The sequence below is a fragment of the Paenibacillus sp. F4 genome, from assembly GCF_002894905.1.
In the GTDB taxonomy this organism is placed as follows: Bacteria; Bacillota; Bacilli; order Paenibacillales; family Paenibacillaceae; genus Paenibacillus; species Paenibacillus polymyxa_B.
This window is the reverse complement of record NZ_POVS01000006.1, coordinates 225,864-250,494: the sequence shown is the minus strand read 5'-3', so window position 1 is coordinate 250,494 and position 24,631 is coordinate 225,864. Positions and strand designations below refer to the sequence as shown.

Annotated in this window: 19 protein-coding genes and 1 pseudogene; 7 read left to right on the top strand and 13 right to left on the bottom strand. The window is 47.0% G+C overall.

Annotated elements, in window-relative coordinates:
• Positions 1–18: 18 nt before the first annotated feature.
• Positions 19–816: a copper amine oxidase N-terminal domain-containing protein gene (locus tag C1T21_RS03635; RefSeq protein WP_103047251.1), complete on the bottom strand. Its 798-nt coding sequence runs from the start codon at positions 814–816 to the stop codon at positions 19–21.
• A 329-nt stretch (positions 817–1,145) separates the two neighbouring features.
• On the opposite strand from C1T21_RS03635, the gene C1T21_RS03630 reads away from it, so the two are divergent.
• Positions 1,146–3,701 (top strand): LamG-like jellyroll fold domain-containing protein, encoded by a 2,556-nt coding sequence (locus C1T21_RS03630; protein WP_103047250.1) that lies wholly within the window; start codon positions 1,146–1,148, stop codon positions 3,699–3,701.
• Between the two features lie 110 nt (positions 3,702–3,811).
• Here C1T21_RS03630 and C1T21_RS03625 read toward each other — a convergent pair whose 3' ends face one another.
• Together C1T21_RS03625 and C1T21_RS03620 are read right to left on the bottom strand one after the other, a co-directional pair.
• Positions 3,812–4,993: an NAD(P)/FAD-dependent oxidoreductase gene (locus C1T21_RS03625; RefSeq protein WP_103047249.1), complete on the bottom strand. Its 1,182-nt coding sequence runs from the start codon at positions 4,991–4,993 to the stop codon at positions 3,812–3,814.
• A gap of 27 nt (positions 4,994–5,020) precedes the next feature.
• Positions 5,021–5,452 (bottom strand): DUF1641 domain-containing protein, encoded by a 432-nt coding sequence (locus tag C1T21_RS03620; protein ID WP_013312528.1) that lies wholly within the window; start codon positions 5,450–5,452, stop codon positions 5,021–5,023.
• Between the two features lie 493 nt (positions 5,453–5,945).
• Here C1T21_RS03620 and C1T21_RS03615 point away from each other — a divergent pair.
• Positions 5,946–6,089, top strand: a pseudogene (locus C1T21_RS03615) (rhodanese-like domain-containing protein); the annotation flags it as partial.
• A gap of 24 nt (positions 6,090–6,113) precedes the next feature.
• Here C1T21_RS03615 and C1T21_RS03610 read toward each other — a convergent pair.
• Positions 6,114–6,941 carry an HNH endonuclease gene (locus C1T21_RS03610; RefSeq protein WP_103047248.1) on the bottom strand — a complete coding sequence of 276 codons (828 nt, stop codon included), beginning with the start codon at positions 6,939–6,941 and terminating at the stop codon, positions 6,114–6,116.
• A gap of 263 nt (positions 6,942–7,204) precedes the next feature.
• On the opposite strand from C1T21_RS03610, the gene C1T21_RS03605 reads away from it, so the two are divergent.
• Positions 7,205–8,698 carry an alpha-amylase gene (locus tag C1T21_RS03605; protein WP_103047247.1) on the top strand — a complete coding sequence of 498 codons (1,494 nt, stop codon included), beginning with the start codon at positions 7,205–7,207 and terminating at the stop codon, positions 8,696–8,698.
• 63 nt (positions 8,699–8,761) lie between these two features.
• On the opposite strand, the gene gpmA is transcribed toward C1T21_RS03605, so the two are convergent.
• The 5 genes from gpmA to C1T21_RS03580 all read right to left on the bottom strand — a co-directional run bounded on the left by gpmA (position 8,762) and on the right by C1T21_RS03580 (position 14,620).
• Complete coding sequence (gpmA, locus tag C1T21_RS03600; protein WP_013312531.1) at positions 8,762–9,511, bottom strand: 2,3-diphosphoglycerate-dependent phosphoglycerate mutase; 750 nt, start codon at positions 9,509–9,511, stop codon at positions 8,762–8,764.
• Between the two features lie 134 nt (positions 9,512–9,645).
• The gene (locus C1T21_RS03595) at positions 9,646–10,386 is read right to left on the bottom strand and encodes a Bax inhibitor-1/YccA family protein (RefSeq protein ID WP_103047246.1); all 741 of its coding nucleotides are present in this window, start codon (positions 10,384–10,386) and stop codon (positions 9,646–9,648) included.
• Between the two features lie 146 nt (positions 10,387–10,532).
• Positions 10,533–10,820: a hypothetical protein gene (locus C1T21_RS03590; RefSeq protein WP_069290641.1), complete on the bottom strand. Its 288-nt coding sequence runs from the start codon at positions 10,818–10,820 to the stop codon at positions 10,533–10,535.
• 241 nt (positions 10,821–11,061) lie between these two features.
• A complete protein-coding gene (locus C1T21_RS03585) occupies positions 11,062–13,356 on the bottom strand; it encodes a glycoside hydrolase family 2 protein (RefSeq protein ID WP_103047245.1) in 2,295 nt (764 codons plus the stop codon).
• 199 nt (positions 13,357–13,555) lie between these two features.
• Complete coding sequence (locus C1T21_RS03580) at positions 13,556–14,620, bottom strand: LacI family DNA-binding transcriptional regulator (RefSeq protein ID WP_103047244.1); 1,065 nt, start codon at positions 14,618–14,620, stop codon at positions 13,556–13,558.
• Positions 14,621–14,799: 179 nt separating this feature from the next.
• Here C1T21_RS03580 and pepT point away from each other — a divergent pair, with 179 nt between their 5' ends.
• Together pepT and C1T21_RS03570 are read left to right on the top strand one after the other, a co-directional pair.
• On the top strand, positions 14,800–16,035 hold the full coding sequence (gene pepT, locus C1T21_RS03575) for a peptidase T (protein ID WP_103047243.1): 1,236 nt from the start codon (positions 14,800–14,802) through the stop codon (positions 16,033–16,035).
• A gap of 200 nt (positions 16,036–16,235) precedes the next feature.
• A complete protein-coding gene (locus tag C1T21_RS03570; RefSeq protein ID WP_103047242.1) occupies positions 16,236–17,072 on the top strand; it encodes a methyl-accepting chemotaxis protein in 837 nt (278 codons plus the stop codon).
• A gap of 189 nt (positions 17,073–17,261) precedes the next feature.
• On the opposite strand, the gene C1T21_RS03565 is transcribed toward C1T21_RS03570, so the two are convergent.
• Complete coding sequence (locus C1T21_RS03565) at positions 17,262–18,137, bottom strand: DNA-binding protein (RefSeq protein WP_103047241.1); 876 nt, start codon at positions 18,135–18,137, stop codon at positions 17,262–17,264.
• 446 nt (positions 18,138–18,583) lie between these two features.
• Between C1T21_RS03565 and hxlA the strand changes: the two genes are divergently transcribed.
• Both hxlA and hxlB read left to right on the top strand, forming a co-directional pair.
• Complete coding sequence (gene hxlA, locus C1T21_RS03560) at positions 18,584–19,219, top strand: 3-hexulose-6-phosphate synthase (RefSeq protein ID WP_103047240.1); 636 nt, start codon at positions 18,584–18,586, stop codon at positions 19,217–19,219.
• Between the two features lie 5 nt (positions 19,220–19,224).
• A complete protein-coding gene (gene hxlB / locus C1T21_RS03555) occupies positions 19,225–19,782 on the top strand; it encodes a 6-phospho-3-hexuloisomerase (protein ID WP_103047239.1) in 558 nt (185 codons plus the stop codon).
• A gap of 141 nt (positions 19,783–19,923) precedes the next feature.
• Here hxlB and C1T21_RS03550 read toward each other — a convergent pair whose 3' ends face one another.
• The 3 genes from C1T21_RS03550 to C1T21_RS03540 all read right to left on the bottom strand — a co-directional run bounded on the left by C1T21_RS03550 (position 19,924) and on the right by C1T21_RS03540 (position 24,617).
• Positions 19,924–22,056: an endo-1,4-beta-xylanase gene (locus tag C1T21_RS03550; RefSeq protein ID WP_103047238.1), complete on the bottom strand. Its 2,133-nt coding sequence runs from the start codon at positions 22,054–22,056 to the stop codon at positions 19,924–19,926.
• A 61-nt stretch (positions 22,057–22,117) separates the two neighbouring features.
• The gene (locus C1T21_RS03545) at positions 22,118–23,041 is read right to left on the bottom strand and encodes a carbohydrate ABC transporter permease (RefSeq protein ID WP_103047237.1); all 924 of its coding nucleotides are present in this window, start codon (positions 23,039–23,041) and stop codon (positions 22,118–22,120) included.
• A 595-nt stretch (positions 23,042–23,636) separates the two neighbouring features.
• Positions 23,637–24,617, bottom strand: a complete 981-nt coding sequence (locus C1T21_RS03540) for an ABC transporter permease (protein ID WP_103047236.1) — start codon at positions 24,615–24,617, stop codon at positions 23,637–23,639.
• Positions 24,618–24,631 lie beyond the last annotated feature (14 nt).

Sequence of the window (24,631 nt, the reverse complement as noted above, 5' to 3'; positions counted from 1 at the left end):
CAAGCAACTTACATTCGATTATTGAATCAGCCTGCCTACGGAAGTAATATATTTTATATAGTCTTTATCCGCATCGATTGTATCGATATTTCTCGTATAAACCAGATTACCGGGACTGGTTATTTTAACTTTGTAAAACATACTGGGTTTAGAATAAGGATTTACACTATAGGTTCCTTTGCTATAAATAATCAGAGGATTAAAGTCGATTTGCCTGGAAGCAGGTGATAAGCTACTCTCGTACATAGCATAAATATTTAATAACCCTTTTTTTCGATCCCAATCAAAGGAAGTAAGATCAAATGCATTCGCGTCAATGACTTGGGCCAAGTCTTGTCCCTTAAACCTCATAAGAACTGGACTTTCCGTAAAGCTATCATGCCTTAGCTTCAATAAGCCACGCTTGGTATCCCACTCCATCTTCGCATCTGTATCTGTCAACAAAATGGATACCGGTAAAAACATTGTATTACTCAGCATGATAGGGACTGTATCCATCGTCACCGGTTCGCCGTTAACCGATATTTCAGGTGATCCGATCGTAGCCGCTACATTACGGCCCAACAGATCAACAGAAGCAGTTTTGTTCGCTGCATTATAAGTTACTTTGCCGCCCAGTATATCCTCAGCCGCTTGGAGCGGTATAAGCAGTCTCCCCTTCTTATCCACAAAGGGTGATGCAGGGTAGGTGTATAAAACGTAATGATCATTGACCTTCAGGTGTATGGGGGTTTGAGCTTGAGCTGATGTCGAATTCGAGTGTGCAGAAGCAAGACTTAGTACAAGCATAAGGCAGACCAACAGTCTGATTTTCATAATGCTCTCCTTTGTTAGCGTTTAGGCTAAAACAAAAATTTGTTTAAGCAACCGTTCTTATAGTTACTTTTCTTAATTAGATTACCCTCACATAATCACAACGTCAACCATAATTTATAATTTTTACCTAAATAAAGATCATCCTCCGAAAGACTCAATCTAAAATAATGAGGATTCATCTTACAGGTATACCTCGGTGTTGGATGCTGAGACCCTCCTTATAGCCATATAATTCATAAATACATTAATAATACTCATAAATATAAAGGTATTTAGCAATAAAAGCAGAATATATCACTGTACTCTAATTCAGAAAGGGGCAAATGTGTATGATGAGAAGTTTTGTTAAGCGTAAGGTCAGGAAAAGCATTGCAATAACACTAACATTATTATTAGCAATTGCAAGCGTACCATTAGGTGCAAGTGCAATAGACGCGGCGGCAACGGTGCCAGACCAGAATAATAAGCAGGATGCGCCAACCTTCTCTAATGTATCGGTTCATGACCCTTCCATTGTCAAAGACGGTGACACTTATTATGTATTTGGGTCACACATCTCTGCGGCGAAGTCAAAAGATCTTACAAACTGGACTTCTTTTGCAAACGGTTACACTACGCCTGGGAACACACTTTACGGGGATTTATCGAAGAATCTGGCCGGATCTTTCGCTTGGGCGGGTGAGAATGATGCGGACAGTAAGGGAGGATTCTCGGTATGGGCGCCCGATGTATTTTGGAATGAGCATTATGTCAATGAGGATGGGACAAAAGGGGCATATATGATTTATTATAGTGCATCTTCCACCTACATTCGTTCCGCGATCGGCATTGCAGTTGCACCCAAAATCGAGGGTCCATATCAATATGTGGATACCATTATCCACACTGGTTTTACGAAGGAGACTGCATTCGATAAAGATAGCAAAGTGGATAAAAAGTGGACAAATACGCCGATTCAACAACTCATTAAGGAAGGCAAGCTTGAGGGTCCCAGACCGGGATGGTTTAATACCGATGGTTCTTATGCGAATCGGATGTTCCCAAATGCAATCGATGCAAGCGTTTTTTACGATGCAAACGGGCGCTTGTGGATGACGTATGGTTCATGGTCCGGGGGAATATTTTTACTCGAGCTAGATAAGGCAACTGGCAAACCCATGTACCCAGGTAAAGATGGAACTACGGAGGACGGCCGTCTGATTGATCGTTATTTTGGCACCAAGATCGCAGGTGGATACGGTGAGTCCGGGGAAGGTCCGTATATTGAATACAACCCAAAAACGGGTTATTACTATTTGTATGTAACCTACGGCGGTCTTGCAGCGGACGGAGGGTATAACATGAGGTTATTCCGTTCCAAGAGTCCGACAGGACCTTATAAGGATGCCAAAGGGCAAAATGCTGTTCTGCCAGCAAACACCAAAAATACAACTTATGGCAACAAGTTGATAGGTAATTTCTTGTTCGATAGTAAAATAGGTGACCCCGGTACAGGCACTGGCTACGGCTATGTTTCCCCTGGACACAATTCTGTATACACCGATCCTGCTACTGGACAAATGTTTGTCGTCTTTCATACCCGATTCCCTCAGCAGGGGGAGACACATGAGCTGCGTGTACACCAAATGTTCATGAATCAGGAGGACTGGCCTGTCGTAGCTCCTTACCGTTACGGTGGCGAGACGCTTACAAAGCTGGATGAGAAACAATTCATTGGCGATTATCAATATATTAATCATGGCAGTGATTCTTCGGCCACGATCAAGAATACACAATTTATTCAGCTTAGAGCAGATCATACCATCGAAGGCGATGTGCAAGGAACATGGCGCAATTCAGGGGATGCGAATATCCAATTAACACTGGATGGTGCTGTATTTGATGGGGTGTTCTTAAGACAATGGGATCAGGTTTCGAATCAATACATCCTGGCGTTTACAGTTTTATCAAATAAAGGTGAGATGGCTTGGGGCAGTAAGCTCCCTGATATGACCGATACGACAGTAGTGGACAGTGTGTATCGTGAATTAGATCTTGGCGATACAAGTCGGGTGACGACTAGCCTGAATCTTCCGAAGGAAGGCAGTCGGCAATCCCGGATTACCTGGAAAACTTCAGACCAAAGCGTCATTACGGATACAGGTGAAATCAAACGTCCAGGAATCGGAGAAAAGGCTGCATCTGCCACTTTAACAGCTACCATTACCAAAGGAGAACGTAGTCGGGACAAAGTTTTTAACATCACGGTATCCCCTTATGAGAAGGCAACATTGACTGCGTCATACACATTTGAAAATAATCTGGAGGATCAGCAAGATGCTTTTGCTAATGGCGAAGTTATCGGTGACCGAATCGATCGCCAGGGAGGAAGTGTATCCTACGCTGAAGGCGTAAAGGGCCAAGCTATAGTCCTTGATGGAAAATCAGGCATTGCTCTGCCCGAAGGACTCATATCCAGCTCAGCATATTCCGTGTCACTGTGGGTAAAACCAAGCGAATTGACTGTTCATACACCAACTTTCTTTGGAGCTATGGATAGTAATCACTGGATTAGCCTTTTGCCCAGAGGACCTGAGAAGGATAACACAATGATCTGGTCCGGCAGCTCATCTTGGTATACCGGCAGTACTGGCCTAAAGATCAAAACAAATGAATGGACCCATCTCGCCTTCACTGTAGATCGTGGGGTGTTAGCTGTGTATGTGAATGGCAAGCTTCAATTTACCGGCTCAGGATTCCCAGATGTCTTTACCTCCAAATCTGGAACATTCAGCTTAGGTGTCAACTGGTGGGACCCTGCGTTCAAAGGATCTATTGATGAGCTGAGTATATTTGAAGGTGCGCTCCCCCCTGTACAGGTGGCAGAGTTAGCAAAGATGAAGTGAATTAAGACTAATGAATCGTAAGCAACTCTAGTGTCGAAAAGAAAAGCTACAAAAAAAGAGAGCGCTGAATAGCGCTCTCTTCCAATGAAACATATAAAATATAAGGAATATTAATAGGCCAATGCAAAAAGTCCTTTGATGTGGGACAAGTAACGGATGTTACTGCCTTCCTTCATCAAAGTAGCTACAGCGCCTTTCAGTTGGGTGCCATTCGCGCCTACAGTACCGATCGCGTCTGTTCTGCCCAAGCTGCCCAGTGTACCGGAGAATACTGGTGTAAAGCGTTCCATTTTCGCTCCGTTGAAATAAGCGAAGATGTTGTAACCAACTAATTCGCCCATTTGCCAAGCCAACTGTGCCGTTGGAGGGTATGGACGCTCGCCTTCACCCGGGAACACCACTGCGCTGTCGCCAGCGAGGAAGATGTCTTCGTGAGAAGTCGATTGCAGTGCACCATTCACAGTTGCGCGACCACGGTTTACTTCGATACCAGATGCGCCAACCAGTGCATTACCTTGTACGCCGCCTGTCCAGATCAGTGTGTTCGTTTTGATCGAACGTCCGTCTTTCAAGAGAACTTCGTCAGCTTTCATTTCTGTAATCGGAACACCCGCTACGATTTGAACGCCACGTTTTTCAAGGCTTGTTACTGCACGATCAACCAGTGGTTGAGGGAAGCCTGCCAAAATAGATGGTCCAGCTTCTACGCAATACAAGTTGATATCTTCGTAGTTAATACCTTTTTCGCGACAAATTACAGGCAATTTGTCAGCATATTCGCCCACCAGCTCAACACCTGTCAGACCGCCACCACCGATAACGATTGTAGAGTCTGCTTGGTTACCGGATTGCTTGTAAGCATCCAGACGAGCTTCCACATGTACACGAATACGATTGGCTTCTGCCACTGATTTCAGCGTGAAGCTATGCTCTTGCAGTCCTGGAATACCGAAGTAAGCCGTTTCGCTGCCCAGGGAAATAACGAGAGCGTCATAGCTCAACGTAGCGCCACTGGCCAAGGTTACTTTTTTATCGTCAGGCTTGATTTCGGAAACAGTATCCACTTTCAGGATAATTTCTTTGTTACGCAGCAGTTTTTCCAAAGGAAGCGCAACAGCTTTTTCGGCAATTGTACCTGCCGCCAAACGGTGCAGTTCCGTAATAATTTGGTGCGACGCAAAGCGGTTAACCACTGTAATGGTTGCTTGGCTAGCGTCCATATGCTGGCGTGCTGTAAGAGCGGCCAGCAATCCGCCGTATCCGCCGCCCAAGATCAAAATTTGCTTCGACATGTCCATCCTCCGTTCTTGATCAGGTAATTATTTGCTTTCGCGTTGGCGCTCATTCAGAATATCCAGGAAAGCCTGGCTGAAACGCAGCGTTTTTTGTACATTCGGATCTTTAAGCATTTTGAGCAGGCCAAACAGACCTACACTGCCGTCCGTAGTCTGTACACGGTCATTTGCTTCAATTGCAGCAGAAGCCAATCCTTTAGCCGAATCTGTAACAGGCTTCACAAACTCTCCCATGGAGCTTTTCATATCTCCGATAAAGACAGGGTCAGTCGCCAGACTGCGAGCTACATCATAAGCGTCGGTCATCAAAGTAACCATCTCAGTCAACTTGGGCAGATTTTCTACCAGCACGGTCAGCGATTGCTGAACCTCCGGTTTCATCAATTGGTCCAATACATCCCGAGACTCTTTGGTAGCTTCCTGTGTTACTGCCACCTCTTGTTGGTTTTCAGACATGCGTGAACGTCCTCCTTTACTGTGAAAATAGAAGTCCATTCCTTTCTCGTAACCTGTATCCATAAACTCTAGCAATAAAACATTCATCGAATTCACGCCCTTAAACATGCAAGAAGCACAGCTAAAACCGGCCTATACCCTAAAGGGCAAGACTGATTTATCGCAGATGCCAATTGTATATTGCTCAGACGGTATTCTGTTGTTACTGCTGCGGAATATTCCACGAAGCGCTCCTTCGTGACTACAACAGGCCGAAACGGAACCCTATACCTCTATATTACACCTTTCACGACACAATCGTCGAAGAAATTTTAAATTTGCACAAATTTCTGCAAAATTTTTATTGTTATTTTAGATAAAAATTAGAATAAGCTCGATTTTTGTCCAAGTTTCCCTTAAAAGAAGGGTCATTTTATGCTAGAGGAGGGTAATAGAGAGCGTGCGTTTCAGTTCGATAATATGAAAATAACACAAAATATATTCATACGGAGGCCCGATTATCACCACTTGTGGGGCAGGCGGACAAGCTGCATTAGCAGCTTATACACTCCAGCAGATGGGCTTTACCAATGTAGTTTTTATCGAAGGCGGAACAACAGCCTGGAAGGAATCCGGCTTTGAAGTAGAACTGTACTAAGGGACCTACGCTCCAAGAGTCGCCCTACGTATGTAGGGTGCCTTCAGAAGCATCAGGATTATCAGGTGCCTCGAAATCATCAGGAGACGGCTGCGGTACACCAGACTCAATGAACTCATCTACATCGCGGGCAGCTTTAACTTGATTGCATTCATTGCAAGCACATACACAATTGACCGGCGTCGTGTGTCCCCCTTTTGCCCGAGGCAGTAAATGATCAATCGTGTCACCGTAGCCCCCGCAAAAAAAGCAAGTATAACGGTCACGCTTAAGCACATATTGACGAAATTCCTTGTTGCTATACAGTCTGCGCACGGTGTATGGATTAACAATCACCGCCATACGCTCTCTGACCAGGGTCATGGCCAGATCAAGCTCAATCTCTTGATGCCAGCGTCTCCCCTGGTCGGTTTTGCCTCTTAGCCGAATCATGCCATTGCGATTGAGCCGCAACGCCCGGGTATCCGCAGGCTTCAGCCTGCTAAGCAGATGCCGAACCCGTTGCCGGTGGCGCTCACGCGCTTTATCCGTGACCGGCTTCCTGCGGGGGCGTTGTGCCTCCATAGGTAGTGACGCCTGCAGGCTGTGCGCAGCCGTATTTGCTTCGAGGCTATGCTGCGTCACGGGAGCAGCCGAGGGGTTCGTTTCCTCGCCGGAGGGAGCGGACGTAGCTGCACGTTCTTGTGGGGCCAACCCCCGGCAGGAACGGCAAGGACCACGCCGGGAATAAGGACCAGCCCGGCGACCCGTTCTGCGCTGAAAGTCCGTTAAAGGTTTCATCTCCTGACAATACGTACATTTCTTTATCAGTGGTTTGCTCGCTTCATTCTTGTTCTGCTGCGGTTCTGTCACGCCCACTCCTCCTTTCCTCTGTTGCTCGCGCTTCACAGTTTGCCCAAAACCCGAACTATTGTTAAGTTAGATTCATTTTACCGTTTTCACGTTCCCTTTTCTAGCTACCCGAGTCGTTGTGACCACTTAGGTATAACAAATTTTAATAATTTAGCATACGTTATACAGTGATCCTTGTTCTTCATTCAGCATCATATTGACCGTCTGACGTTTAGCCCCCCTCACTTGGTGGGTAACTTGTTATATATGAAGGAGGGACGCACATGAAAAGGAACCATACGATGATGCAATTTTTCGAGTGGAATGTCGAAGCTGACGGTTCTCACTGGAAAAAGCTTACCCGCCTGGCGCCGGGACTGAAGGCCAAAGGAATTGACGCGATATGGATTCCACCTGTCACCAAAGGCCAATCGCCCGAGGATACGGGATACGGCGTCTATGACCTTTATGATCTGGGCGAATTTGACCAAAAAGGTGCGGTGCGCACCAAATACGGAACCAGGGAAGACCTGCTGGAGGCTGTTGCCGCCTGTGTTCGCCACGGCGTGGCCGTCTATGTCGATCTGGTCATGAATCATAAGGCCGGCGCGGATGAAACTGAAGTATTCAAGGTCGTCGAGGTTAACCCGGATAACCGCAATGAAGTCATTTCCGAGCCCTTTGATATCGAAGGCTGGACTAAATTTACGTTCCCCGGCCGTCAAGGTCAGTATTCCACATTTCAATGGAACTTTGAACATTTTAACGGAACCGATTACGATGCAAGCCAGGACCGGACAGGAATCTATCGTATTTTAGGTAAAAATAAAAGCTGGAGCGAAAATGTAGATGATGAATTCGGCAATTATGATTATTTAATGTTCGCCAATATTGACTATAATCATCAGGATGTGCGCAAAGAGATGATCCGTTGGGGGAAATGGCTGGTAGATACTCTGCAATGCAACGGATTCCGTCTGGATGCAATCAAGCATATTAATCATGAATTTGTACGAGAGTTTGCTACAGAAATGATTAAAAAACGCGGGCAGGATTTTTATATGGTAGGCGAGTTTTGGAAACCGGATCTGGAATCGTGTCAAAAGTTCCTGGATACCATTGATTATAAAATCGACCTGTTTGACGTATCCCTCCACTACAAACTACATAGCGCTTCCTTGGGTGGCAAGGATTTCGATTTAAGCACCATTTTCGAGGATACGCTTGTTCATACCCATCCCCTGAACTCGGTTACTTTTGTCGATAATCATGATTCCCAGCCGCATGAAGCGCTAGAATCCTGGGTGGAGGACTGGTTTAAGCCTAGCGCCTATGCACTCATCTTGCTGCGCAAGGACGGTTATCCCTGTGTGTTCTACGGCGATTACTACGGTATCCAGGGGCAAACGCCCGTGAAAGGCAAGCAGGCTGAGCTAGACCCACTTCTATATGCCCGGTACCATAAGGCTTATGGTGAGCAAAAAGATTATTTTGATGATCCCCATACGATTGGATGGGTTCGTCAAGGCGTGCCTGAGCTGGAAGGCTCCGGATGTGCTGTGGTGATCACCAACGCAAATGACGGAGAAAAGCGCATGTTCGTAGGCAAACAACGTGTAGGGGAAGAATGGATGGATTTGACCGGACATCACGATCATACCGTAAAGATTGAGCAGGATGGCTACGGCATATTTCCCGTTCGTGCCGGCAGTGTATCGGTGTGGGCACTTCCCGCAGAGGAAGACAGCCAGGAAACAGAAGAAGAAGCGAACGCTTAATCTATACCAACACAAAGAGGACAGGATGCGAGGAAGCGCCCTGTCCTCTTTGTGTATGAAAAGTCACTCCGTTACCTTGCTTTGATTGGCCACAGCCTGTTTCTTTGCCTCTACATGACTCGGATCACCGAGATAAAAGCGCCGGATGGGATCTATATGCTCATCCAGCTCGTACACCAGTGGAATGCCTGTCGGAATATTCAAATCCAGTAATGCGGTTTCGTCCAGATTCTCCATGTACTTGATTAAGGCCCGTAAAGTATTACCATGTGCAGAAATGATAACTCGATCCTTTTTGAGAATCAAAGGTACAATCCGCTGCTTCCAAAACTCACCGACCCGATGCACGGTGTCCTCCAGACTTTCCCCAAGCGGCAGCTCTTCTGGCTTAATATTGCGATAACGCTCTTCCCGATGCGGACTCCGCTCGTCCTTCTCATCCAGCATGGGCGGCCGCACTGTTAGGCTACGCCGCCAGATATGAACCTGCTCCTCGCCGTATTGCACGGCGGAATCCAGCTTGCTAAGCCCTTGAAGAGCACCGTAATGGCGTTCATTCAGCTTCCATGACTTCTGCACAGGTATCCACAGATGATCCAGCTCATCCAAGATGTGATACAGCGTGCGGATAGATCGTTTTAGCACAGAGGCAAATGCCAAATCAAACGTATAACCAGCCTCCTTGAGAATACGTCCCGCCTCAATGGCCTCATGAGTCCCTTGTTCAGTCAGGTCCACGTCCGTCCAGCCCGTAAACAGGTTTTGTCGGTTATACACGCTCTGTCCATGCCTAACCAGCACCACTTGATACATGCACTCACTCCTCTCCTGTCTGTCTTTATGTTTTACCCAACTTCTATGTATTTAACGTAAAATGCAATTTTTAAACCGTCTATTTAATACAAAAAAGGACGGCATTCAGCCATCCTTTTCTTCTCACTCTGCACTTAGTCCCTCTTACTGAACTTGGCCAACAGATCCAAAATCCGTACATACAGCCATACTAGAGTCACCAGCAATGCAAAAGCACCATACCATTCCATATATTTGGGTGCACCTTGATCTGCTTGCTCTTCAATAAAATTGAAATCAACCAGCAGATTCAAAGCCGCAATGATCACGATAAATAAACTAATACCAATACCCAGCCAACCCGTTTCATGGATATACGGAACATTCATACCGAAAAAGTTCAAAATAAAATCAACCAGCGTCACCAGAAAAATTGCCATCGTACACAGGACAACGAATGAGATAAAGCCGCGTGTCACCTTGATGATTCGCTGTGTGTACATAAAGAGCATCAAGAACAAGATACCCACGGTCAGCAAAATGGCATTGGCCACAATCCCAGGATACTCATACTCCATAAAAGCTGAAATGCCACCCAAAGCAAAACCACTCAGAATCGCATATACAGGGGAGAGTATCGGAGCCGATTTGGGAAAAAAGGATATCGCAAGTGCTACGCCTGCCATACCAATAAATCCTGCCGTCAGCAAGGATAGTACCTCTACGGTTCCTTCGTAGGTCATGTACCAGGTAATACTGCCAGAGACGATGAGCAGAACCAGCAGAAGCAACGTTTTGTTCACCGTTCCTCCGATGGTCATGCGTTGTTCGCTAGCTTCTCTTTCATCTTCGCGCAAAAAGATGTCATCACGTAAAACCGGATTGCTAAAGCTCATACAGGGTACTCCTTTTCAATGTTGTTGTTTGCTATGCTATATGTATATATCGGCACAATATGAAAAAAGTTTCAGAAAATTTCAAACAAAAAACTCTAACCTCGCCACATGGCAAAGCTAGAGTTAGAGGATCAGGTCGTTACAGGTTAAAGATCAGCTGTCGCAATCTGAATCGTACCAAATGTGCCTCCGGCCGCGCTAGTCAATAAACCAGCTACCAGCAATAAGGCAACTTCCACCGTAAGACTAGTGAATGCAGGGATCGTATAGGTAATCACAGGCGCATTGACAACAGTAAGGACAAGATCAATCGGAAAGGGACCGTTATTATTAACGGTTACTGCTGCATCTGCACCACCACGCAAATTTTCATAATACGATTTGCCGATACCAGCCGCTATCGTAAAGTTTTGTTGAGGTAAAAGAATCGCCATAGTTTTCACCTCCCTTGCGCTTGATAGTGTATTCTATGCTTCCAATCTACGAGCGTAACGTTAAGTGACTCAGTAATAAGACACAATTTGAAAGACTTATAGATTAACGTACCCTAACCTATGCTAAAAAGGAGTTGCCCTCTCAGATTCTTTGCAGAATCTGCGGACAACTCCTTACTAAATAATAGAAGTATCAGACAGTATAAAAGCAGTTAGCAGGATTGTATGTGCCTTTGCTTCCTTATTGCACGTCAATGCTCAATTCCTGCGGACTGAAACGGGAAGGGGTGGAAACCTTCACGCGGATATTGCCAGCCTCACCCTTTGTACGAATCCAGAATGCAATGCGTCCACCAATTAGGGATAAGCTTGAAGGACCGATCAATTGACCCACTCCCTCGACCTCCACCGAAACAGGATCTGCATAGAACGGCAGGGCATTGCCGTATTCGTCCAGAGCATCCACTACTACTCGGGTTACGTCCCAATCGCCAGCTTCCAGTACCATATCATCTGCAGCTACCCGTAGCTCTGTCGGCACCGGATTACGTGAATAGTATTTACGAATCACTTCTTGCCCATCTACGTACCCAATGAATACAGCGTCTTCCCACTTCATGCCCCAGTGGCCTGTCAGCTCGTCGATCACGACAGGGGGGTGAGGAAGCGCCGGGTACTTCTCTCGGTTCGGACGATAAACACCTTTGCGCTCATGACCGTAGATGAACTCCACCTCATCGCAATTGGTGAACACGACCAGCGGCACGATGCCTCCGATATTCCGCTCGCCACGCGACCAGTAAGTGACCGGCTCCATAACGATTTCCTGTTCGACGTTCTTCTGGCTCCGGTACACGCTCGCTGCAAATTTAGGCAGGCGGAACATATCCATGACACCGTGGTAGCAGATTTTATCACCGGAACCAAAATCAGCATGTGTGTTATAGTCAAAAGCACACCAGCCAATCGCTCCGGCAATGCCCTCATCGGCATAGGAAGCATTTTGGACCCGCGTATGGCGCAGTGCATGCTCCATTACCCGTTCCTCCTGGTCAAAACGCTTGGTCGGGTACATATGCCCGTTATATTCCGTTACCAGATAAGGGACCGGATGATCCAGCTTTGTAACGAGAGACGGCTGGCGCAAGCCTGTCGTTTCGCCATCTACGCCTTCTGTATCGTCATACGTATCAAAATTGCGGATTTCCTTCGCCAAATATTTTTTGTGCCCACCATCATGAACAAAATCATTTATCGTATATACATCTTCCAGCAGCTCACTGCCTACAATATAACGTACGCCACCCGTAGCACGGGTCGGATCTAGCTTTCGTGCTAGCTCATTGGTACGCGTGTACAGATCATGGTCATCCTGCGACTCATTAATTCGTACCCCCCAGATTACAATGGAGGGATGATTACGATCACGGATAATCATGTCCTCTACGTCCCTCACCGCCTGCTCCTTCCACGCTTCACCGCCAATATGCTGCCAACCCGGAATCTCTTCGAAAACGAGTAATCCAATCTCATCACAACGATCCAGAAAATGACGAGACTGAGGGTAGTGGGATGTCCGTACCATATTCAGTCCCAATTCCTCCTTGAGCACATCCGCATCACGACGCTGCGCTCTTTTGGGCATGGCATAGCCAACGTACGGATAGGACTGGTGACGGTTCAAGCCGAGCAGCTTGATTTTCCGCCCGTTCAGGTAAAAACCATCTGGCTGAAATTCGGCTTCGCGGAAGCCAAAGCGCACGATCAACCGATCCAGCTCTTCCCCGTTACACAGCAGCGTCAGCTCTGCTTCATACAACTTGGGATCGTCTAGCTCCCAAAGCTGTAAGCCGTTCAGTTCTTGTAGTTCCAGCGTTACATCCGCCGCCTTTACTATTGTCGGCCCGGTTTCCGCTTTCACACTCGCTCCGTCCAGCAGTCGTAGACCAAGCGTCAAGTCTTCCTCCTGATCGCCCAGTCCCTCCAGTTCTGCGACCACACGCACCGCCTTGCTGGCCGCAAGCGGCTCCGGTGTTTGGACGAATACCGTGCCGATATGCACAGGCTCGACGATTCGCAGCTGCACTTCGCGGTAAATACCGCCGTAGGTCAGGTAATCAATGACTGCCCCAAAGGGAGGGATGTCGTCCCGTTCCGTGGAATCGACAATAACCGTGAGCACATTGGAGCCGCCATACTCGGCAAGTTCGGTCAATTCAACGCTGAACGGTGTATAGCCACCTTTATGCTCACCTGCTTTCACCCCGTTTAGATATATCTGGGCATAGGTCATGACTCCTTCAAAATCAACATACACTCGCTTACTCTTGGCATCTGCCGGAATATCCAGCTCCCTTTTATACGTAGAAATAAACTGAAATGCCTTGTCGTCAAAATAATTATACGGCAGCTCTACATTAGTGTGCGGCAGCAGAACTGGCTCATACCGACTCGCATCAATGCCTGCGCTTACTTCGCTCTCGACATATTCGGGACGGTAAAACCATTGGTCATTTAGCGGCAAAATGGTACGCATGGGCAGTCACCTCAACCTTTTATTTTTCACTCTTATACCATAGTAAAATATTTAAGTAAAAATGACGAGTAAAACTTGGTAAAATAATTATACTTTCAATGTAAGCATTTACAAAACAATTGTCAATTCCATTTTTGTATCTTCCTATACCAAAAACAGCCCTGGTAAGCCGGAGCTGTTCAAATCAATAATGTTGATTTTATTTTGTATGGGTATGCAGCGGCGCACTGCTGTTGCGAATCATTAGCTCGGTCGGAATGGTGACCTTGCGCCCCACCTCGTTCGGACCATTACGCACCGTATGCAGCAAAAGCTGAACGCCTGTTTCTCCCATCAGTTCGGTATGCGTTTTGACCGTTGACAGGGATGGGGTCAAATATTCGGCTGTCGGAATATCGTTGAAGCCAACGATTGAGATACGTTCCGGAACAGCAATGTGATGCTGCTCCAGTGCCTTCAACGCTCCAATAGCCACCGAATCGCTCGCGACAAAGAAGGCTGTAGGCAGGTTTTCGGTCCCTGCCAGAATGGCCGCTTCCATCGCACGGAAGCCGTCTGCCGCCGTTCCGCCGCACACATGAATGTCATCCGACGTGCACAGCCCGTGCTGTTCCTGATACCGCAAAAAAGTCTCATAACGGGCATCCAGCTCCGCTCGTTCGGAATCATGGGCCTGCTCATCCTTGCCCATACCTACATATCCGATGTGACGATGGCCCGCACCCATCAAATAATCCAGTGCATCTGCCGCAGCGCGAGCGAGGTCAATGACAACATAGTCTGCCCCTGTACGATCTACCGGGTGATCCAGAAAGACGCAAGGAATGGGCAGTTCCAGCATGCGCTCGACCTCTTTGCTGCTAAAATGCCCCAGCACGATCAGCCCATGCAGCCCTTCGGATGACGTCTTCAGTGCAGTCAGGTCCTCTTGTCGGAAAATACGCTCCAGCTGCACCCCGCTTTGGCGGCACTCTTTTTCCACGCCAAACCGGATGGAGAGATAATAAGGGTCTTCCAGTTCCTTGTACGCGCTAAACCAGTGCACCATACCCAACCGGATGGGTCCCTCTGCCTTCTTGCGGGGCTGACGGCCAATACCGCCATTTTTACGTTTAACAGTCGTATATTTCATGCGCTCGGCAACCTCAAAAATTTTACGACGCGTTTCCTCTGACACAGACAGTGTTTCATCATAATTCAGCACCCGGGAGACCGTGGATATCGAAACCTTTGCCTCCTGAGCGATATCTTTTAACGTAGGCATTGCAGGCTCCTTTAATGGTTTTACTCTATTTTTACTTCTTATTTTACTATTATCTTACTCGTCCTCCCTGTGCAACACAACCCGTCATTCCAAAAGGTTAAACCATTTTTTTCATATCACAGGTCTAATCATGATAAAATACGTACCATAAAAGAAATGATAACAAGGAGGATATACACATGAAACAGGAACTGATTGACCGCCTGACTACGTATGTTCAGGTAGATACCCAATCCGACGAAAGCAGCCACACTTGCCCCACCACACCCGGACAGCTCACATTGGGCAACCTCCTGGTGGGCGAATTGAAAGCCATCGGTATGACAGACGTAACCATTGATGATCATGGTTATGTGATGGCGACTCTTCCTTCCAATACGGATAAAGAGGTTCCCGTCATCGGTTTTCTCGCTCACCTCGATACGGCTACCGAGCTGACTGGCGCAGGGGTGAAACCGCAATTGACGGAAAACTATGATGGGGGCGATATCACGCTGAATGCTTCGCTTGGTGTGGTGCTTTCTCCACGTGAGTTTCCCGAACTGGCTCAATATAAAGGCCACACCCTGATCACAACAGATGGTACCACCCTGCTCGGTGCAGACAACAAAGCCGGGATCGCAGAAATCATGACAGCTATCCACTATCTGATTGATCATCCAGAAATTCAACATGGAAAAATTCGCGTTGCTTTTACACCGGACGAGGAGATTGGGAGAGGACCGGAACGCTTTGATGTAGCCGCTTTTGGCGCTGAATATGCTTATACCGTAGATGGCGGACCGCTCGGAGAACTGGAATATGAGAGCTTCAACGCGGCAGCCGCTCATATTACCATTCACGGTGTGAATGTGCATCCCGGTACAGCTAAAAACAAAATGATCCACGCCGCCAAAATCGCTATGGAGCTGCACAGTCGATTACCTGCGAACGAAGCCCCGGAATATACAGACGGATATGATGGCTTCTATCATCTGTTGGAATCTACAGGCACAGCAGAACAAGCTAAACTGAACTATATTATCCGTGATTTTGACCGCGAGAGCTTTGAAAACCGGAAGGCTTATTTGACGAATGTAGTAAAAGAGCTACAAGCGGCATATGGAGAAAACCGTATCACACTAGAGCTGAGAGATCAGTATTACAACATGAAAGAGAAAATCGAGCCCGTCAAGCATATCGTCGATGTCGCTTATGAAGCAATGAAGAAGCTGAATATTGAACCCATTATCAAGCCGATTCGTGGCGGTACAGACGGCTCACAGCTGTCCTACATGGGACTGCCTACACCGAATATTTTCACAGGTGGGGAGAACTACCACGGTAAGTTCGAGTATGTGTCGGTGGACAACATGGTACTTGCTACCAAGGTTATTGTAGAAATCGCACAACTGTTCGAGCAGCGTGGCAAGTGACCCAGCTATACCAAACACTTACATTTTAAGATTAAATATAAAGGCATATCGTTTCATATTGGAAACGGTATGCCTTTTTTTCTGAAACTCTCATTTTCCTTGAGTTTTCAATACCTTTATAACTTTTATCCGTCCATAGACCGACAACTATATACAAGGCTATAAAAAATATATCTAGTAAAGAAAGGTAGGTCATCTATTTGAATACAATAGATGCATTAATTGCAGCCATTCCCTACATACAACAGATTATGCGTGAGAAAGTGACCCTTTCTCTCTTCGACCGTACTCATGTCCTTATGTATACTCAATCGGAGGGTATGGACCTCGGATTTGAAACGGGCTCAGAGCTGCTCGAGGACTATAAAAATTTTGCCATGCTTAAAAATGGACGTGAAGCCAGCTTGACCCACATTCCTGCTGAAATTCTGGGGTTTCCACTTGATATGATCAGTATTCCTGTGTTTGATGAAAAAGGTGAAGTCATCGCAGCGTTTGCGGCCTCCTATAATTTGACTAACAAAAATGAACTGGATCAAATCGTATCCGAGAACCGCTCCATCACCGAGCATCTTATTGATATGGTGCAGCAGGTGGCAGCTCATTCCGAGGAGCTTCAAGCTACCAGTGAACAGATTTTAAGAAATACCCAAATCGCCGTACAAAACTCGGGTAAAATCAATCAGGTAGCTGTATTCATCAAGGAAATTTCCGATCAAACCAACCTGCTTGGATTGAATGCGGCGATTGAAGCCGCACGTGTCGGAGAAGCAGGAGCAGGCTTTGGTATCGTCGCTCAAGAGGTGCGCAAGCTATCCGTAGAATCCAAAAAAGCAACGGTCGATATTGAAGGAGCCCTCAAGGATGTGCAGAACTCCATTCGTCAAATGGAGCAGGAAATTGAGCAAATTGTTTCTTCTTCTCAGGAGCAGGCGACTCTGGTAAGCTCTTTCACCGAAGTGATGGAGCGTATGCAAAAGGCGAGCGAAACGATGCAACATCTGGCCAATAACCTGACTTCCTATATCGTAAAATAAATCATCGGCATGAAAAAGGGGAGCCCACTGATCGCAAAATGCGTAAAAGTGCGCTCCCTTTATTTACAAAAGTCCTGCTGGACCTCATCACGGAAACCCAATGCTCAAACATGATGAGAAAAGACACCATGATTTGAAGGATGTAGGGGTTTTAACCCTCTCACTGTATCTGCCACCGGAAGAGCAATACTAAGAAACGCCAAGACCATAGTTACCGAGATTAATGCCTTTTTCATTATGAAGCCCCCTTAATAAAATGGTTTGATATTGCTCTTGCTGTGATGGTGTTGCTAAATCTCGATAAGTCTCAAACAGAGCAACCAATATCCTGAAATCGGCATCCGCTTCTACACTGGCAGAGAATTGCAGAGAATCAAGGACATAATTTAAGGCAACGGAGTACTGCTTCTTCTTGAAATGGTAAATAGCCAATTGGTTGACCAGTTTTAAATAATATACGCGGTTTGCTCTATCTTCATAACCTTCAAATATCTTAATATCATCAGCAAAATCGTTTAGCAGGTCGTCTATATTCCAATTATTCAAGTTAGCCGCTTCGGCAATACCAACCAATCCTGGAAGTAGCTCCTCGTCATTGTCGTGAAGAAATTGAACGTACTCAGGCAAAAGTTCCCTTCTCCCCGAAAGTAATTCAATCGTAAATAAATTGGCCTTGGCGAGGAAACGGAATCTCTCTACTTCTTCGTGACCGCTCTGATCCAGCCCCATAAACCAACCCATTTCGCTATACTTCATAATATAGTTCCTGGCTTCCTCATACTTGCCCATATTCTGATAGTAAATAGATTTCGCCAAATAACTGTAAGCATAATAAAACACTAGCGGGTGTTTGGTGTCCAATGTCTCATACTTGCCGTCTGCAGCATTTCTCAGTTGGGTGTGATACAGGCTTTCAGCCAACGTATGCAGATAATCTGCTACTTTGTTCGCTTCATCCCAATCATTATGTGTGTAGCTGATTCTAAACAACTCACAAGCTTTATCGAGTTCGTGGCTGTCCGACAACAAATAAATGGCTTCCCTTTGGTTCAGGACCTCTTCCACTAAAACCCGCCTCCCTATCCTGAAAATTGCGATTACCCCTTAGCACAGCGGCTACTCTTCAGGGTAGTTATGCTCTTAGCCTCCATTTTTTGCATACCAGTATATTACAAATATAGTCAAAACCTAACTTGAAGTCAATTCAATCATCGCTACCTTCTTTTTTTTGCAACCTTACATTGCTGTGTATGGTTATTGGTTGCGAATAGTTGACTCCCCTTATAGAAATAATGCTAAAGAAGACAAAATGTAGGCCCTCTCATGGATGGTTTTTATGATGCTATAGTATCGTGGGGGTAACTACGTTACGAATTAGTGCGTACTTTTCAATCGGATATCGGAGCCTTACAATCAAACCTGTGCATGAAACCAAAGTATAGAGTAATACTCAACAGAACATGTACCTGTTCATCAAAATATAAATTCACTTAAGGAGTGAAGTTAATAACATGGAACTTCAATTGGCTTTAGACTTAGTAGATATCCCGCAAGGTATTGCATTGGTAAAAGAAGTAGAGTCGTATATTGATATCGTAGAAATCGGTACGCCGATTGTCATCAATGAAGGACTTCATGCAGTAAAAGCAATGAAAGAAGCATTCCCGAATCTGAAAGTGCTGGCTGACCTGAAGGTTATGGATGCAGGGGGCTATGAAGTGCTAAAAGCTTCCGAGGCTGGTGCAGATATCATTACGATTTTGGCTGTAGCTGAAGATGCAACAATCAAAGGCGCAGTAGAAGAAGCGAAAAAACAAGGCGGCAAAAAAATCCTGGTGGATATGATCGGTGTTAAAAACCTGGAGCAACGCGCGAAAGAAATCGACGCTCTGGGCGTTGACTACATCTGTGTGCATACAGGCTACGATCTGCAGGCTGAGGGACAAAGCCCGTTCGAAGCACTGCAAACCGTCAAAAAAGTCGTGAAAAACTCCAAAACTGCCGTGGCTGGCGGTATTAAACTGAGCACCTTGGCTGAGGTCGTGAAGGCTCAACCGGATCTGGTTATCGTCGGCGGCGGTATCACTGGCGAGGATGACAAAAAGGCTGTAGCTTCCCAAATGCAACAGCTCATCAAACAAGGTTAACCCCAATGGAAACCTCTCAATATTTATCTGAGGTACTCAAGGAGCTACAATTGGTTCCACAATTGATCAGTGATACGGAATCGGAACAGCTGATCCACTCCATCGCCACTGCGAATAAGGTATTCGTGGCAGGTGCGGGCCGCTCAGGGTTCATGATTCGCTCGCTGGCGATGCGGCTGATGCATATGGGGATTCAAGCCTACGTGGTCGGGGAAACCGTAACTCCCGGTTTGGGCGAGGGCGACCTGCTCATTATCGGTTCAGGCTCTGGTGAAACCAAAAGCCTGATCTCCATGGCAGAAAAAGCAAAGAAACTCGGGGCCTCTCTGGCGCTTCTAACCACTTCTCCCGGTTCCACCATTGGTAAACTGGCCGATATCATCGTCAAGCTGCCTGGTGCGGCCAAGGACCCGTCCAACAAGGACTACCAGACGATTCAGCCCATGGGCTCATTGTTTGAGCAAACCCTGCTGTTGTACGGTGACGCGTTGGTACTCAGAACGATGGAGCTGCGCAAGCTGACCTCCAAATCTATGTTTGGCCAACACGCCAATTTGGAATAAACTGAAATTCCTTTACGATAGCAAAGCAGGCTGTCCTTTACATGTCACATGTGAAGGACAGCCTGCTTGTATGCATGTATAAGGCGACGCTCGATACAGCATAGAATAAGGCAAAACAAGCCCGCCATGTATTCAAACCATTTATTCGTTATTCCCTGCTGGCAACGGCGGGACTTTGGACGGATCAGCAAGTGCCCAATAGGCATATTTGGCCTTTAACCGTTCGTCGAATAGTAGCGGCTTATCCAGCCGTGCTATTGGAAACGTGCTGAGCCACGTATTTCCATCATCCGTACCCCAAATCGTCACATTGCTGATATGATCCTGCTGCCTTGAAAACATATCGAACAGCGCCCGATAGCGGTGAGCCTGCCGGATCAGCATAGATTCTGGAATCGTTTCATAGCGATCTGTGTCATTGGAATAAAGCCCCATATCCAGCTCGGTAATCTGATTATCCAGACCAAGTGAAGCAAACTTTTCTATGGACTGCTCAATCTCGCTAATAGCGGGAAACTCCAGACGGATATGCGATTGGTGGCCTACCCCGTCAATCGGTACACCTTTAGCGAGCAGATCACGTACCAAATTGTACAGAAAATCCCGTTTCTTCGGCTCATGTGTGTTGTAATCGTTAATGAATAGTCGTGCGTTCGGGCCCGCCGCTTCCCTCGTGACACGGAATGCTTTTTCAATATAATCAGTACCAGTAATCTGATACCATTTGCTGCGGCGCATGCCATCCGGCTGATCAGGATCAATGACCTCATTCACCACATCCCAATCGGTGATGACATTTTTATACCGGGCTGCAACAGCGCGAATATGCGTCTCCAGCCGATCCAGCAAAAGCTTTTTATTCTCAGCAGTCGGCGTCATCGGCTGTCCATTCTTATCCTTGAACATCCAATCCCCAGTTTGGTTATGCCACACCAAGGTATGGAAGCGAATTTCCAGTCCATGCTGTCTAGCAAACTGCACAATTTGGTCTGCTTCCTCCCAATGGAACTGTCCCTCGGACGGTTGTAAGGAGATTGGCTTCATCGCATTCCCTGCAACGACGCTGTTAAAATGCTTCTGTACCAACTCTCCGTAAGCCCCTTCGGTCTGGAAAGCTTCAATCGCCGTGCCAATGCTAAACTGTCCCCCATATAATCCATGCAAAGAAGGAATGTCCTTTTCAATAGCCAGCGGAGGTACAAGTGACAGTTCGAAATCATCCATATAAAAGGAAGACATCCCTTCTGCCGTTTCCAAATACATAGAAACACTGTCTGCATCATGCGCGAGCGTATACGTACCAGACAAATGCATCCATCCCCCTGTCGTAGTAGCCGTGTCGCCTACAACAGTTTCATACGCACTATCCCCTTGGTGATCACGCTGTACGCTGAGCCTCACCTTGGCAGGCTGCTCACCCGGCGCCAGCTTCACCCAGGCACTGACCGTATATCGGCTGCCCTTTTGCATCGTAGCAGTCACATCCAGCTTGGGTCCGGCATATGTCTTTTGTCTGCCTGTTGTCAGCAGACTGTATGAGCCGCTTCGTGCATCGGCATCCGAAACCTGCACGGTCTCGGCTCCCATACGGGACACCCATCCTTGAGCCGTACCATCTTCAAACCCGGATACGATACCATGGGTTGGCTCCGTTGGCGTCTTCGATACCTGTGTTATTTCTACCTCATCCACATAGTAGGCCTGCGCGGGATTCGAGCTTTCCACATACAGCTTCAATGCATCCATCCCCCCGGTAAAAGTATATTTCCCCTGAAGTTTGATCCACGATGTATCCGCCGTCTCTGTCTGCGCTACCGTCTTCCATGTCGTAGTCCCGCCTGTCGGCTGCTGCTCCACTGTAAGTTTAACCATGCTCGGAACCGCAGAATGACCATCCAGCTTCACATAGCCACTAATTTCATACTCCACATCCGGCTGCAACAGCGACTTCACATCCAGCTCTGCCCCGTTCCAAGCCGCTGTACGAGCGGTCGCCTTCAGACTGTGCGTGCCGCCATATGCTGCTTCCGTGACAGATGCAATTTGGGTATAATTTCCCCGGGGCTTCCAGCCATCGCTGTTTCCTTGCTCAAATCCATACGTTCCAATGGTCTTATGGATACTACCCACCGATAGCACCATATCCGAAACGGGCGGGGAATGTTCTATAGACGCAGCTGCCTTCGCCACAGACGCTCCCCACCAACCAACAGGCGATAACAACAGCGCTCCCGCCAGTACCAGACAAAAAGGCTTAACCCAACATGACCGCAAAGCAATCCCTCCCGTACTCCAATTTTTTGAATTCGTATTGGGCACTATTGGATTTCAGTTACTATCCTTTGACACCTCCCAAGGTCATACCCTTCACAAAGTATTTTTGCAAAAAAGGATAAACTAAGATAATAGGCACTGAAGCGACAATCGTCATCGTGGCCCGAATCGAGGTAGGCGTGACCGACTTCGCCAGATTTTCCGAACCAGCAAATTGGCTCGCATAGTCCTGAGCGTTAACAGACGTGTTAGAATTTTGCAGTATTTTCATCAGCTCATATTGAAGAGTGCTCCATTGCTCATATGACGAATTGTACAAAAACACATCGAACCAGGAATTCCATTGTGCCACCGCTGTAAACAGCGACACCGTCGCCAGCACGGGAACACACAGCGGCAAAACGATGCGCATAAAAGTGGCAAACTCCCCAGCCCCGTCAATACGCGCCGACTCTAAAATCCCTTCCGGCAATCCTTCAATAAAGGAGCGAATGACAATCACATTAAACACTCCAATCAATCCCGGCACGACATACACCCAGAAAGTCCCCAGCATCCCAAGCTCACGAATCAGGAGAAAGTTTGGAATCAATCCACCGCTAAAATACATTGTTAAAATAAAAGCAATTGAAACAAATTTGCGCAGTACATATTCCGGCCGGCTGATCGTATACGCCACCATCGCGCAGCAAAATACCGAAGTCACTGTACCCACAACTGTACGTAATACAGAAATCAGCGTAGCATGGAAAATCGTCGCTTCCTTGAACACAAATTCATAATTACTCCACGTAAATTCACGCGGCCACAAATAGATCCCGCCCCGAATCGAATCATTCGCTTCATTTAACGAAACCGCCAGCGTATTTAAAAACGGATACAGCGTGAACACCATCAGGCAGAGCATAAACACGATATTGCACGCATCAAAAATTCGATCTGAGGGGGCCCGAAATCGCCCGTGTACGGCCTTCCCTTTGCCCATGACTTCCGCTCCTTTCTAAAAAATAGCTTAAGCACCCAGCCTTGTAATTCATACGATTAATATTGTTGATGCTGCTGGTGCTATTAATTGAAACGGTTATATTAGTGGCTACAATGATAGGAATTCGAGTAAAAATTTGAGTAGCTATTTGAGCAGACTCTTATTGATTATTAGTGGCAATTAGAAGTTGCAAGGTCAGCGAAGCGGCCTGCTAAGAATCCACTGACTTGCACCTGTAGTATGCATGAGCACGCACCCTCTGCTATCTCCTTCGAATAGCACAGTCCTAAAAAACAGCCTCTAATGGCCGATAGCGAAGCTGAGCCAGCCATCATGACGCACTTACCCAAGGAAGCGCGAGTCACGCGTCTTCCTTAAGCTCTCCCCTTGCCACTACCCTCAGTTCTCAAAAAAAGTGATTTTATGGCGGGCAGCAGCGGAGCGGGCGGAATTGTTCTGAAGAAGCGAAGCGCTCGCCTTTATCCCCGGATTTTAACCTATGATCTTTATTCCAATAAGAAAATACGGGGATAACAGCGATCGGAAGAACAATCCGCACGCGAAGCGGCCTTCTCCCCCCATAACTCCCTTTATTCTAGAACAGCCTCTCCTCCCCTAACCGCTTCGCAATATGATTGGCGCTAAACAGTAAGATGAAGCTGACCACCGTTTTGAACATCCCAGCAGCAATGGAAAGCGAGAAATTACCCATCTGGATACCATATTTCAGCACGAAAATATCCAGATTCTCCGAGTAATCCACGTTCATACCGTTGCCCAGTAAGTATTGCGGCTCAAAGCCGGACTCCAGCAGATTGCCGATGTTCATAATGAGCAGGATGATAAATACAGGCTTCAATCCCGGCAATGTCACATGCCAAATCCGCTGAAAACGTCCCGCTCCGTCCATCTCGGCTGCTTCATACTGCGAGGGATCAATCATCGTCATCGCAGCCAAATAAATGATGGTGTTCCAGCCGACATTTTTCCATACCTCCGATGCACCGAGAATGCCCCAAAAATAGCTTCCCTCGCCCAGCCACAGAATAGGCTCCTTAATCAACCCCAGCCACATCAGCACCTCATTGATGATGCCGCCATCTGCAGACAGCGCCGTACTAATGATGCTGGCCGCGACCACCCACGAAATAAAATGCGGTAGATAGCTGATCGTCTGTACCACCCGCTTAAATACGAGCTGGCGAAGCTCATTCAGCAAAATCGCTAATGTTATAGCGGTGACAAAACCCAGCACCAGATTAATAAAGCTCATCGCCAGCGTATTGCGCATGACCCGCAGAAAGTGTTCATCCTGAAATAGAAAATGGAAATGTTTTAATCCGACCCATTGCTGATCGAGCAACTTGCGGGCAGGCTTAAAATCCTGAAAGGCAATCGTCCAGCCCCAGATGGGCAAATACTTGAAGATGAACAGCCAGATTAAAAAAGGGACGGACATCCATACCAGTGCCCGTTGCTGATTCAGCTTGTGCATAAATCCCCTAAAGCCGGTTCGCCGCGAGGACGGCAAATGATCCGGGGAGATCGTGACAGGTGGTGGTGACGAGTGGCCCATAGCTGCTTCCTCCT